13 protein-coding genes are annotated in these 12906 nt (G+C 62.1%); 8 read left to right on the top strand and 5 right to left on the bottom strand.

Annotation, left to right across the window (positions count from 1 at the left end; genetic code table 11):
- Positions 1-6: 6 nt before the first annotated feature.
- Genes HYPGJ_RS00885 through dapF form a run of 4 tightly spaced genes read right to left on the bottom strand, consistent with a single transcriptional unit; the run spans position 7 to position 4039 of the window.
- Positions 7-669, bottom strand: coding sequence for a septation protein IspZ (locus HYPGJ_RS00885; protein ID WP_013217270.1), 663 nt, complete (start codon positions 667-669; stop codon positions 7-9).
- A gap of 21 nt (positions 670-690) precedes the next feature.
- On the bottom strand, positions 691-1857 hold the full coding sequence (ftsY, locus tag HYPGJ_RS00880) for a signal recognition particle-docking protein FtsY (protein ID WP_046845449.1): 1167 nt from the start codon (positions 1855-1857) through the stop codon (positions 691-693).
- Positions 1854-3113 (bottom strand): tRNA (N(6)-L-threonylcarbamoyladenosine(37)-C(2))-methylthiotransferase MtaB, encoded by a 1260-nt coding sequence (gene mtaB, locus HYPGJ_RS00875; RefSeq protein ID WP_046845785.1) that lies wholly within the window; start codon positions 3111-3113, stop codon positions 1854-1856. Before mtaB ends, ftsY begins: the two co-directional genes overlap by 4 nt.
- 56 nt (positions 3114-3169) lie before the next feature.
- Positions 3170-4039: a diaminopimelate epimerase gene (gene dapF / locus HYPGJ_RS00870; protein WP_046845448.1), complete on the bottom strand. Its 870-nt coding sequence runs from the start codon at positions 4037-4039 to the stop codon at positions 3170-3172.
- A 510-nt stretch (positions 4040-4549) separates the two neighbouring features.
- Here dapF and HYPGJ_RS00865 point away from each other — a divergent pair.
- The 5 genes from HYPGJ_RS00865 (at position 4550) to rimM (ending at position 8537) form a co-directional block, all read left to right on the top strand.
- Complete coding sequence (locus tag HYPGJ_RS00865) at positions 4550-5110, top strand: acyloxyacyl hydrolase (protein ID WP_046845447.1); 561 nt, start codon at positions 4550-4552, stop codon at positions 5108-5110.
- A 359-nt stretch (positions 5111-5469) separates the two neighbouring features.
- Positions 5470-7050 carry a signal recognition particle protein gene (gene ffh / locus HYPGJ_RS00860; RefSeq protein WP_046845446.1) on the top strand — a complete coding sequence of 527 codons (1581 nt, stop codon included), beginning with the start codon at positions 5470-5472 and terminating at the stop codon, positions 7048-7050.
- A 41-nt stretch (positions 7051-7091) separates the two neighbouring features.
- A complete protein-coding gene (gene rpsP, locus HYPGJ_RS00855) occupies positions 7092-7460 on the top strand; it encodes a 30S ribosomal protein S16 (protein WP_046845445.1) in 369 nt (122 codons plus the stop codon).
- A gap of 133 nt (positions 7461-7593) precedes the next feature.
- Positions 7594-7953, top strand: coding sequence for a hypothetical protein (locus HYPGJ_RS00850; RefSeq protein WP_046845444.1), 360 nt, complete (start codon positions 7594-7596; stop codon positions 7951-7953).
- Positions 7954-7979: 26 nt separating this feature from the next.
- Positions 7980-8537 (top strand): ribosome maturation factor RimM, encoded by a 558-nt coding sequence (gene rimM / locus HYPGJ_RS00845; protein ID WP_046845443.1) that lies wholly within the window; start codon positions 7980-7982, stop codon positions 8535-8537.
- Between the two features lies 1 nt (position 8538).
- On the opposite strand, the gene HYPGJ_RS00840 is transcribed toward rimM, so the two are convergent.
- A complete protein-coding gene (locus HYPGJ_RS00840) occupies positions 8539-9783 on the bottom strand; it encodes an FAD-dependent monooxygenase (RefSeq protein WP_046845442.1) in 1245 nt (414 codons plus the stop codon).
- Between the two features lie 114 nt (positions 9784-9897).
- Between HYPGJ_RS00840 and tesB the strand changes: the two genes are divergently transcribed.
- The 3 genes from tesB to HYPGJ_RS00825 all read left to right on the top strand — a co-directional run bounded on the left by tesB (position 9898) and on the right by HYPGJ_RS00825 (position 12881).
- Positions 9898-10794, top strand: coding sequence for an acyl-CoA thioesterase II (gene tesB / locus HYPGJ_RS00835; protein WP_046845441.1), 897 nt, complete (start codon positions 9898-9900; stop codon positions 10792-10794).
- 216 nt (positions 10795-11010) lie between these two features.
- Positions 11011-11349, top strand: a complete 339-nt coding sequence (locus HYPGJ_RS00830) for a P-II family nitrogen regulator (protein ID WP_013217259.1) — start codon at positions 11011-11013, stop codon at positions 11347-11349.
- A gap of 50 nt (positions 11350-11399) precedes the next feature.
- Positions 11400-12881: an ammonium transporter gene (locus HYPGJ_RS00825; RefSeq protein WP_046845440.1), complete on the top strand. Its 1482-nt coding sequence runs from the start codon at positions 11400-11402 to the stop codon at positions 12879-12881.
- Positions 12882-12906 lie beyond the last annotated feature (25 nt).

The raw sequence follows: 12906 nt of genomic DNA, 5'->3' as shown, positions 1-12906 counted from the left end.
AATCCTTCAGTCGTGAACCGGATCCGGCAGGCGATATTTTTGCATGAGGCGCGTGACAACCCAAGCGTAGATGCCTGACACCGGCAGCACGATCGCCACCTTGAACAGGATCCACACGTTCACGCCGCTCATCGAGTAGCCGAAAATGCGATAGAATTCCTCGTCGTGGTACACGCGACGCACATACTCGTTCGCGACCGCCGTCAGCAAAAAGAAGATCGCGAAGCTCCACGTGAACTTGTTCCAACCCTCGTCGGTGTAATGGAACGTCTTGTCGAACACGTACTTGAAGAAGTTGTGCTTGACCCAAAGCCCGCCGACAAGAAACAGCGCGAACAGAGCATTAAAGATCGTCACCTTGATCTGAACCCACATCGGGTCGCCGGTGATGATCGTCAGCGCTCCGAAAACGACGGTCACCGTCGACGCGATCAACGGAAAAATCGGCGGCCGGTGGAACATGTACAGCATCGCGACGATCGCCATGCCGGTCGTGATGATCAGCGCCCACGTCCCGACGTTGATGCCGTAGATGGCATTGACGACGAACATCGTGACGAGCGGGCCGAACTCGCTCAGCAGATTGATCGTCTGCTCCGCGTTGAACGGAAAGAGGCGCTTGCCCGGGCGCGTCCGGACCTCGTTCCCTACGTTCGCGTCTTGCGTCATTCCCGACCTCAATTCCTGATTCTATGTCCCGGCGATGGCGCGCGCGAATTCCGCGGCCTCGAACGGCTGCAGATCGTCGGCCCCTTCCCCAACGCCGATCGCATGCACGGGCAAACCGAACTTGTCGGCGATCGCCACCAGAATGCCTCCGCGCGCGGTGCCGTCGAGCTTCGTCATAACCAACCCCGTGACGCCTGCGCGGTCACGAAAAACTTCAACTTGCTGCAATGCATTTTGCCCGGTCGTTGCGTCCAGCACGAGGATGACATCGTGTGGAGCAGTCGAATCGAGCTTTTTTAAAACGCGTATGACTTTTTCAAGTTCTTCCATCAAGGCTTGTTTGTTCTGCAAACGGCCCGCGGTATCGAGCAAAAGCACATCGGCGCCAGTTGCTTGTGCTTGCTTCAACGCGTCGAACGCCAAGCCCGACGCATCTTCGCCAACCTGGCGCGCGACAACAGGACACCCCGTGCGCTCGCCCCAAACCTTCAGCTGATCGATTGCGGCAGCGCGAAATGTGTCGCCGGCTGCGAGCACAACCGACTTGCCCTCCGCCTTCAACTTCTGCGCCAGCTTGCCGATCGTGGTCGTCTTGCCGGTGCCGTTGACGCCGACCATCATGATGACGTGCGGCTTGCGCGAGGCATCGACCTCAAGCGGCTTGGCAACCGGTTTCAGGACGCGCTCGACTTCGCTGCCGAGAATGGCGCGAACCTCGTCCGCCGAGATGCCTTTCTCGAAGCGGCCCTTGCCGATGGCGTCCGTGATGCGGCCCGTCGTTGCGATGCCGAGGTCCGCTTGAATGAGAAGATCCTCGAGATCATCGAGCGTCGCCGCATCGAGCTTGCGCTTGGAAAAGAGATCCGTGATGCCCGACGTGAGCTTGGCGGACGTTTTGCCAAGCCCAGATTTCAGCTTTTGAAACCAGCCGCGCGGCTGAGGCTCCACCTCGGCTGCGGGCACCGGCACAGGCGCCGCGACAGGGTCTTCGACGGGTGCAGCGACTGGCACTGGCACTGGCACGTCAACGGCTTCAGGCTCAGGAGCGGATTGAAGTGCAGGCGGCGCGTTCGCTTCCGTCTCTTCGACCGGCTTCTCAGGCTGTTGCTGTTGCGGTTGCGGCTGAGGTTGCGAACCGCCGAGAAGCCGCGCGAAGAAACCCTTGCCTTTTTCGCGTTGCTCACTCACGCGCGAACCTCACCGATCAAACGTGTAGAACTGGCGCCGGTAATGACGGCATGAACGATCTCGCCTGCCTCCGCACCACTGCTGCGCATATCGACTTCCGCAAACTGCGGCGTTCGTCCCATGCCGTTGCTTTCCAGAAGAACATCGACAGCCCGGCCTTGTTGCGCGGCGAGATAAGATGACAGCACAGCCTGCCCTCTCGCCCTTAACTCGGCGGCACGTTCCTTGACGATATTCCCCGGAACCTGCGGCATGCGCGCCGCCGGTGTTCCACGCCGCGGCGAGAACGGAAATACGTGCAGATAGGTGAGCCCGCACTCGTCGACGATTTTCAGAGAGTTCTCGAACATCGCATCGGTTTCAGTTGGAAATCCCGCAATTAAATCGGCGCCGAAAACAACATCGGGACGCAGCGCCCGTGCCCGCTCGCAAAACGCGATCGCGTCGGCGCGGCTGTGCCGCCGCTTCATGCGCTTGAGCGTCATGTCGTCTCCGGCCTGCATCGACAGATGCAAATGCGGCATCAGCCGCTCTTCTTCGCCCAGCGCGATCATCAGATCTTCGTCCGCTTCGACCTGATCGATCGACGACAGTCTGAGACGAGCCAGATCGGGCACATGCTTCAGAACTTGCCGCACGAGTTTGCCGAGCGTTGCGACACCGGGCAGGTCGCGTCCGTAAGACGTAATGTCAACACCCGTGAGCACGATTTCAGCATAACCGTTCGCAACGAGACGACGGACCTGCATCACGACCTCTCCCGCCGGAACCGAACGCGACGGACCCCGGCCAAAGGGAATGATGCAGAACGTACAGCGATGATCGCAGCCGTTTTGTATCGCGACGTAAGCCCGCGTGCGCGATCCGAAGCCTTCGATCATATGCGACGCCTGCTCGCGCACCGCCATGATGTCGTTGACCTGCACGCGTGCGCTCGAGGCGATCGAAAGCCCGGCGAACGTTTCGGCCAGCATCTTCTCGCCGTTGCCAACGACGTGGTCGACTTCCGGCATGTCGGCGAAGCGCTGTGCTTCGGTCTGCGCCGCACACCCGGTCACGATAATGCGCGCATTGGGCCTGTCGCGGCGAAGACGGCGGATCGTTTGTGATGCTTGCCGCACGGCCTCGCCCGTGACGGCGCAGGTGTTGACGATGATTGCGTCGTCGAGCCCGGCGTCCTGCGCATGCCGCCGCATCACCTCGGATTCGTAGGCATTGAGCCGGCAACCGAGCGTTATGACTTCGGGTTCAGACATCAGGCGTGGATCGCACATTCCGCAAATGCGCTGGCACAACCGAGCGTGAGTGCTCGTCAGGCCGGCGCGTGAGTGAGTTTCGAGAGATCGATGACGCCCTCGTATTCGAATTCGACGGGGCCCGTCATCAAAATATGATTGTTGTCCGCCCAGGCGACATTGAGAACGCCGCCGGGAAGCGTCACATCGACCGTCCGCTCAGTCAGACGTTTGCGCGCCGCCGACACCGCCGCTGCGCACGCTGCCGATCCGCACGCCCGCGTCAGACCTGCGCCGCGTTCCCACGTCCTGAGCCGCAACGAGCGCGGCGACGTCACCTGCGCCAGCGAAATGTTCGCGCGCTCCGGAAAAACCGGATGGCACTCCAGCATCGGACCGAGACGTCCGAGGTCGTAGGCTTCGACATCATCGACCCAGAAGATCGCATGCGGATTGCCGACATTGACGACGGACGGCGAATGCAGGACCGGCCGGTCGATCGGACCGATCTGCAATTCGATGGCGCGCGTGTCGCGAAATTCTTCCGCCAGCGGAATATCCTGCCAGCCGAACTTCGGCTCGCCCATATCGACCGTGATGGACGTTTGGTCCCTGACGACGGTATCGAGCACGCCCGCCCGCGTCTCGACCTTGAATTGCTTCCGGCCGATGTCGTTCGCGAGAACCCAGCCGACGCAGCGCATGCCGTTGCCGCAGGCGCCGGCTTCCGAACCGTCGGCATTATAGATGCGAACCAGCGACTCCGTTCCGGGGGTCTTGGCCGGATGCAGCACCATCATCTGGTCGAAATGCGATTTCCCGTCGGCCGCGATCGCCGCAGCCTCATCCGCCGTAAAAACCTTCGCGCTCTCCCGCAAATCGACGACGACGATCTCGTTGCCGAGGCCGTTCATTTTGACGAAAGGGAGGGAAGAGGCGGCGTTCATAGGGCCTTATATGGCGAGAAGCGTGCGAATTGACAATTCGGCAGCGGGTCAGGGACACTTATTCAACAGATCGCGCCGCGCGGAGATATTCTCTCGGGCGGAACAAGAACCCGCCGAGAGGCATTAACCTCGGCATGTAAGCCAATCCCGCCGATTAGACCGCATGACGCATACCACAGTCCGACGTACACGCCCCCGCCAGCGCCCGAACCGGCTCCTGTTCCGCATCGCTTTCGCGAGAGCCCGCCCCTGCTACTGCTACGGCTGCATATGCCTGACGCCGGAGGAGCGCGCCTATGAGCGACGGGTGTTCAGACTGGCCCGCGCCTGGGGCCATTACCTGAAGAAAGAACGCCGGAGGCAGGCTCTTGAGCGTTTTGCCCATAAAGCAGACTAACACCCATCCTCTGTGACCCCGGCGCAGCGCGTCGTAAATTTCGCAGCCGCCTGCTTGCCGGCGGTCATGAAACGGAGCAGAGCATTGAGCCGCCCTTGGGGACATGTTGGCTCATGAATGCTTTGATCCGTGCTGCCACGATATGCGGTTTTGCAGCGGTCCTGGCCGTCGGCGCAGCAAACGCTGCGCTCGCTGACGATCTGCTTTATGCCTTGAAAATCGGTGTCTTGGCTCACGACGTGCCGGATCTTTGGAGCGGCTTTCAAGTCGAGCACGACGCCGCCGACATCAACATCGAAGCCCAATTCGCGGCCGCCTGGGCGCTGCCCTGGGGCGCCATCCGCCCCGTCGTCGGCGGCACGATCAACACCCGCGGCGACACCAGCCACGCCTACATCGACGCCCGCTGGCAGGGTGACCTGCCGTCCGGCATCTTCTTCGGAGTGGGTCTCGGAGCGGCGATCCATGACGGCGAAACCGGCGGCGCGGGATCGGACCCCGACATGAAATGGCTCGGCTCGCGCGTCCTGTTCCACATCCCGTTGGAAGTCGGCTACCACATCGACGCCCACAACGACCTCTCGGTCTATTTCGAGCACACCTCGAATGCCTACACGCAGAAGTACAATGAGGGCCTCGACCGCATCGGCGTCCGGTACGGCTACCGCTTCTAGCGACCGGTTGCCGCAGCGTGTCGCGTTGCCTGGCGGGCTGGCCTGAAATCGGCAGGCTTAGTTGACTTGCCGACCCCTTTCCCCCATACACGCCCAATTCCGACGGCCCTGACCTCAGAGCCGCCGCCCTGCACATGGCCATTTCCTATTCGAAAAGGTCCGGGAGGCAGGGGGGTTAACATCCGGCAGCGCGTTGCGCCCCCGGGTGCGTTTGTGTTTTGGGCAACGCACAAGCGTTCCCACATCCATCGTCATCCCGGCGAAGGCCGGGATCCATCCAGGTCGAAAGCTTGGGCGGATCCCCGCCTCCGCGGAGATGACGTCCGAAACGAATTAGAAACGTGGGTACGCACGGCTGAATGTTTCAAAGTCTCTCAGACCGCCTTTCAGGCGTCCTCGATAAGCTCACCCGCCGCGGCGCGCTGACCGAAAGCGACGTCGTCGAGGCGATGCGCGAGGTTCGCCGCGCACTGCTCGAGGCCGACGTCGCGCTCGATGTCGTCAAGGACTTCACCGAGAAGGTCAAAGCGAAAGCTGTCGGCGCCGAAGTTCTGCGCTCGGTCACGCCTGGCCAGATGGTCGTCAAGATCGTCAACGACGAACTGGTCGCGATGCTCGGTTCCGACGCGCAGCCGATCGATCTGCACGCAGCGCCCCCGGTCGGCATCCTGATGGTCGGCTTGCAGGGCTCCGGCAAAACGACGACCACCGCCAAGATCGCCTACCGGCTGACCAACCGCGATCGCAAAAAAGTTCTGATGGCGTCGCTCGATACGCGCCGCCCGGCAGCCCAGGAACAGCTCCGCGTGCTGGGCGAGCAGACCAGCGTCGCGACGCTTCCGATCGTCGCCGGACAGACGCCGCTGCAGATCGCACGCCGCGCCGAGGACGCCGCCAAGCTCGGCGGCTTCGACGTCATTATTTACGACACCGCCGGCCGCGTCACCGTCGACGAAGAGCTGATGGACGAAGTCCGCGACGTCAAAGCCGCGATCCATCCGCATGAAACGCTGCTCGTCGCCGACTCTCTGACCGGCCAGGACGCCGTCAATACCGCGAAGGCCTTCGACGGCCGCATCGGCGTCACCGGCATCGTCTTGACGCGCGCTGACGGCGACGGCCGCGGCGGCGCCGCGCTGTCGATGCGCGCCGTCACGGGCAAGCCGATCAAGCTCATCGGCGTCGGCGAAAAGTGGGACGCGCTCGAAGACTTCCATCCCGGCCGCATTGCGTCGCGCATCCTCGGCATGGGCGACGTCGTCTCGCTCGTCGAGAAGGCCGCTCAAACGATCGACGTCGAAAAAGCGACGAAGATCGCGGAAAAGATGAAGAAGGGGTCGTTCGACCTCGAAGATCTTTCCGAACAATTGAAGCAGATGCAGAAGCTCGGCGGCATGGGCGGCGTGCTCGGCATGTTGCCCGGCGTCGCCAAGATCAAAGGCCAGATCAACGAAGCCGGCCTCGATAAAAGCCTCGTGCATCAGCGCGCCATCATCTCGTCGATGACTCCGAAGGAACGCCGCAACCCAAAGATTCTCGACGCCAAGAGAAAGCGCCGGATCGCGGCCGGTTCCGGAACCAAGCCGGAAGACATCAACAAGCTCATCAAGATGCACCGCCAGATGGCGGACATGATGAAGACCATGGGCCGCAACGGCGGCATGCTGAACAAATTCCTTGGCCGTACGGGCGGCGGGCCGTCCGAAGCCGACCTTCAATCCATGCAAGCCGAGCTCGCGAAGCTCGATCCCAAAGCCCTCGAACAATTGCCGGACGATCTCAAAGAACAGATCGCCAAAGGCGCGCCGGCAGTGTCCGGCGGTTCCCTGCCCGGCCTTGCGCGCGGGCTGCCGGGCCTTGGCGGCGGCCTTCCGAAAGGTCTTCCGGGCTTGGGTGGTGGAATGCCGAAATTCCCGGGGCTCCCCGGAAAGAAACGTTGATCTGCGAACACACTTTTTCGAACACATAGGAGAACGAAAGCATGTCGGTCAAAATTCGCCTCTCGCGCGGTGGCGCCAAGAAGCGTCCTTACTACTACGTCGTCGTCGCCCACAGCGTCAGCCCGCGTGACGGCCGCTACATCGAGCAGATCGGCACGTTCGATCCGATGCTGAAGAAGGACGATCCCAACCGCGTTAAGCTGAACGACGAACGCGTGAAGCATTGGCTCGGCGTTGGCGCTCAGCCGACCGACCGTGTGCTCCGCCTGCTCGATGCGAAGGGTCTCGCGAAGCGCACCGCGTCGAACAACCCGGAAAAAGCCAAGCCGAAGAAGAAGGCCCAGGAGCGCGCAGCCGCCGCCGCCGAAAAGGCGAAAGCCGCTGAAGGCGCGCAGGGCGACGCCGCTTAAACCATTAACATCAACGCAGTTTTCAAAGCCTTCCGGTTATCCGACCGGAAGGCTTTGTGTTGCCGATCTCACTGGCCCGAGTCTTGGACGTGCGCTGGCGTCGAACTTGAAATGATACAAATCCGTAAGAGCCATGCACGCGGACGGACTCTATGAGATTGCTTTATGCCGGCATCGAAAACCTGTCGCTTCGGCAGGCCATGCGCTTCTCGTTTGCCGATCCGGCCGTCTGTTTGGAGCCGACGCGCGCGGTCGCATCTATAAAGGGCGGCTGCGGCTATACGCGAAGCACGCGGTCCGCAAAGGCTTCCTCGACGCCATTTACGAGACGCCACCGCGCGTGAAGCCTCGTCGCGGGACAACGGCCGATATGCAGAGCAGCGTTTCGGTCACCGGCGAGATCGACCCGATGGCTCGAATCCAGCTGACCAAACTTCTTGTCGGCCGCAAAACCGTCGCCGTGAAGATAACGTACATCGGCCCCTTGCCGTAACGCGTTGGGCACGGCATCAGAGGCCGATGACAAAAGACGAACATTCAAAACGCATTTTGCTCGGCGAAATCTCGGGCGTACACGGCATTCGCGGCGACATCCTGGTGCGTACCTACACGGCGACACCCGATGCCATTGCGAGCTACGGTCCACTGACCGATGCAGCCGACACGAAAACCTTTTCGCTCAAGATCGTGCGCGTGACCGACAAAGGCGTGGTCGCGCGTATCGCGGGAATTTCGGACCGCACCACGGCTGAAGCTCTGCGCGGCACGAAGCTTTTCATTGCGCGCGAGAAACTTCCCGAGACCGGCGCTTCGGAATTTTATCATTCCGATCTGATCGGCCTTAACGCCTTCGCAGAAGACAACACGCCGATCGGCAAAATCGTATCCGTTCAGAATTTCGGCGCCGGCGACCTTCTCGAATTGCAGCCGCCCGAAGGCGCGAGCGAGTTCGTCCCGTTCGAGGACCAATGGGTGCCGAAGGTCGATCTATCGACGCGCACCGTCGTGATCAGACGGCCGCCGTCGACCGGCGACGAAAGCGAAGACGCCGAAACGGACGAACCGGAGCAAACCTAAATCAAACCGCCTCGCCGCGCGCGAGCTTCGGAAGCTCGCCTGTCAGCCCTGCGGCTTCCGCAAGAATGAGCTTCTTGATGCTGCCGACGTGATCGAGCGCACCGAGCGCCGCGCCGCGGCCCGCGCGCAGCACAATGCCATCGACGGAGAAGATCCGATTGATGCCGTCGTAGAGCGACGCCGACATCAGCGAGTCGAACCGCCGCCAGCGCTGATAGATCTCGAGATGCGGACCTGAACCGATGTCGAGCCCAAGACGGGCCGCGTCCGCGATCACCTCGATCAGTGCCGCCGCATCACGAAACGCGAGATTAACACCCTGACCGGCAACCGGATGAACGCCATGCGCGGCATCGCCGATGAGCGCGAAACGCGGCGCGATCAACTCGCGCGGAACGACGATATCGAGCGGCCACGACTGCCGTGGTCCATCGAGAGCGATTGATCCGAACCGGCCGCCAATCCTGAGATCGAGTTCGGCAAGGAACCCTTCATCGTCGAGCGCCGTGACGCGTGCTGCTTCTTCGCGCGCGGCGCTCCACGTGATGCACGCACGATTGTCTTTGAGCGGCAGAATTGCGAACGGCCCGCCCGGCAGGAAGTGCTGGATCGCAACGCCGTTGTGCGGCTCGCCGAACTTGACCGTCGCGACGATGCCGGTCTGATCGTAGCCGCGCCGGAGCGTCGTGATCCCGGCTGCGTCGCGAAGTTTCGATGTCCGGCCATCGGCCGCAACGACGAGAGATGCGCTGATATGCGACCCGTCGCGCAACGCAACGTCCGCCGAGTGCGTGCCGAGGCTCAGGCTTTCGGCCTCCGCCGGCGCAATCCACGTCACGGACGGCTCGTCCTCGATGGAAGCAAACAGAGCAGAAGCCAGCGCCGCGGCAGGCACCATGTAAGCCGCCGGCGCACCATCATCCGTCAGCGCGTCGTATGTGAGGCGCGTCGGCCGGATGCCGTCCGACAAGGCTGAATCCGAAATCTCGATCGACGTCATCGGCTGCGCGTCCGGCGCGATCGCATCCCAGACGCCGAGGTTGGTAAGGACCGCTTTCGCGCCAGCCCAGATCGCAAACGCGCGGCCGTCATTTGGCGCGACGCCGGGTTTCGCCGCCCGGTCGATGATCGCGATCCGCAAATCGGAACCCAGCGCCTGCACCAGTCCGCGAACGAGAGCGAGCCCGGCGAAGCTGCCGCCAGCGACTGCGATATCGAATTTCTGTTCTGTTGTCCGGCCGTCCATCGCGCCGCAATTACCCCAACTTGCTTTTCAGGCTAAGCGTGAGACCTTAGGCCAGCCGAGGCCCGCTTGTCTGCTGCCGCCTGCATCTTAGCAAACGTTCCGGAAAATCGCTCCATGACAGCCAAGTCCGCTGCTCCAACGGCTCTCGAAAGCCTGATCGCGACGCTGACGCCGGAGCCGCTGGAGGACAACCTCTTCCGCGGCCCGCGCTCCAGCGAAGGCTGGCAACGGGTCTACGGCGGCCTCGTGCTCGGACAATCGCTCGCGTCGGCGGCGTTAACCGTCGATCCGTCACGACCAATTCATTCGCTGCATGGCTATTTTCTTCTCGCCGGCGATCCGGAACGCGAAATCATCTATGACGTCGAACGCATCCGCGACGGCGGTAGCTTCACGACCCGTCGCGTGCGCGCCGTCCAGCATGGCCGCGCCATCTTCTCGATGAGTGCCTCCTTCCATAAGGCCGAAGACGGCTACGACCATCAATCGGCGATGCCGGACGTGCCGCCGCCGGATAAGCTTCCAAGCGCCCAGGAATTGATGCGCGGCGTGTTGGGCAACCTGCCCGAGAACATGCGCAAGTACTGGAATCGCGAGCATCCGATCGACGTACGCATCGTCGACGCCTCCCGCTATGCGAGCCGCAAACCCCAAACACCCGCGCAATCGATCTGGCTGCGCGCCAATGGCGAGCTCCCCGACAGCCCCCACCTGCACCAGGCGATCCTCGCCTATGCCTCGGATTTCACCCTCCTCGACACAGCCCTGATCGCACACGGCAAGGTTCTGTTCGACAGCGACATCCAGCTTGCGAGCCTCGACCACGCGATGTGGTTCCATCGCCCGTTCCGGGCAGACGACTGGCTGCTTTACGTCCAGGACAGCCCTAGCGCCTCCGGTGCGCGCGGCTACTGCCGCGGCTCCATCTTCGATCGTCAGGGCCATCTGGTGGCGTCGACGGTTCAGGAAGGCCTGATGCGGCCGCGCGAGACTGCCTTTCAGATTAAATAACAGGCAAACGGCATTCAGTGCACAATTTCTGTGCTCATTGATCGCGCCGCGACCGGCTGCTGCGCCAGCGAAGATCATTTTTATATAACAATATCAAAACATTGAGCATTCGCGTCCAAATTGGCACGCGTCTTGACTCCCTCTTTCCCCATCTCGCTTCGGCAAAGGCCGAAAGCGCAGTCGTGGACATCCGGTTGGAGAGGAGGGGGCGCACCCATGAAACTCATTACTGCTGTCATCAAACCGTTCAAGCTCGAGGAGGTCCGTTCGGCATTAACGGACCTGGCGTTGCAAGGCATGACGGTCACTGAAGTCAAAGGCTACGGACGCCAGAAGGGTCACACCGAGATCTATCGCGGCGCCGAGTACGCCGTGAGCTTCCTGCCGAAAATCAAAATCGAAGTCGTCGTGCCCGCCGCTCAGGTGGACAAGGCCATCGCCGCCATTCAGCGCTCCGCCAAGACGGGCCAGATCGGCGACGGAAAAATCTTCGTCTCTCCCATCGAGCACACGGTCCGCATCCGAACCGGCGAAGCCGACGAAGACGCGCTCTAGGCGATTTTCAGAACCTGCACTTGTTTTCCTTCAATCAGGGAGCACACAACATGAAGTTTCGAAACTTGGCGCGGTACGCAGGGGCCTTTGCAGCCCTTGGCGCGACCGCGCTCCTCATTGATCCGGCGCTCGCCCAGACCGCGGCTCCAACGCCCGTGCCGAACAAGGCCGACACGGCGTTCATGTACACGGCAGCGATCCTCGTGCTGCTGATGACGGTTCCAGGCCTCGCCCTGTTTTACGGCGGCCTCGTTCGCACGAAGAACATGCTGTCGATGTTCATGCAGGTTCTCGCCACGCTCTGCCTCGTGGCGTTGCTCTGGGTGTTCTACGGCTACTCGCTCGCCTTCACGAACGGCGGCGCGCTGAACGACTTCGTCGGCGGCTTCTCGAAAGCCTTCCTGAAGGGCGTCGATGCGACGACCGTCGCAGGAACCTTCTCCAACGGCGTCTACATTCCGGAATACGTCTACATCGTCTTCCAGATGACCTTCGCCTGCATCACGCCAGGCCTGATCCTCGGCGCCGTCGCCGAACGCCTGAAGTTCTCCGCCATGCTCGTTTTCATGGGCCTTTGGGTGACCTTCATTTACTTCCCGATCGCACACATGGTCTGGTACTGGGGTGGCCCGGATGCCTTCGCATCCGCCGCAAAGGCGCTCGCTTCGGCGGCTCCCGAAGCGAAGGCACAGGCTCAGGCCGCCTATGACGCGGTGATGAATGACGCCGGCATTTCCTTCAAGTGGGGCGCGCTCGACTTCGCTGGCGGCACGGTCGTCCACATCAACGCCGGTATCGCAGGCCTCGTCGGCGCTCTCATCCTTGGCCGCCGCATTGGCTACGGCAAGGAGCAGATGCCTCCGCACTCGCTGGTCAACTGCATGATCGGCGCCTCGCTTCTGTGGGTTGGCTGGTTCGGCTTCAACGTCGGCTCTGGCCTCGAGGCAAACGCGTTCGCCGGCCAGGTGTTCATCAACACCTTCGTCGCCACCGCGGCTGCGGCGCTCTCATGGATGATCATCGAGTGGACCTCGAAGGGTAAGCCTTCGGCTCTCGGCCTTGCATCGGGCGTCGTCGCGGGTCTTGTCGCGATCACGCCAGCCTGCGGATTTGCAGGCGTGATGGGCTCGATCGTGCTCGGCCTCATCGTCAGCCCGATCTGCTTCCTCTTCTGCTCGGCGATCAAGACTGCGCTCGGCTATGACGACAGCCTGGACGTCTTCGGCGTCCACTGCATCGGCGGCATCGTCGGCGCGCTCGCAACCGGCCTGCTGGTCAACCCCGATTGGGGCGGCGCCGGCATCGCCGACTACGTATCGAAGCCCGGCGAGATGGTCGCTGGCACTTACGATATGGCCTCGCAGATGGTCGCGCAGTTCAAGGCCGTCGGGTTGACCCTGCTCTGGAGCGGCATCGGTTCGGCGATCCTCTTCAAGCTGGTCGACATCATCATCGGGCTGCGTCCGTCGGAAGAGCGCGAGCGCGAAGGCCTCGACATCACCGACCACGGCGAACGCGCCTACCACTACTAAGTGAGCAAGAGATCGCTCGCGGCTC

Source organism: Hyphomicrobium sp. GJ21, from assembly GCF_001006785.1.
GTDB lineage: Bacteria > Pseudomonadota > Alphaproteobacteria > Rhizobiales > Hyphomicrobiaceae > Hyphomicrobium_B.
The sequence above is the reverse complement of the archived record's forward strand: the minus strand, read 5'-3'. Positions and strand labels throughout refer to the sequence as shown.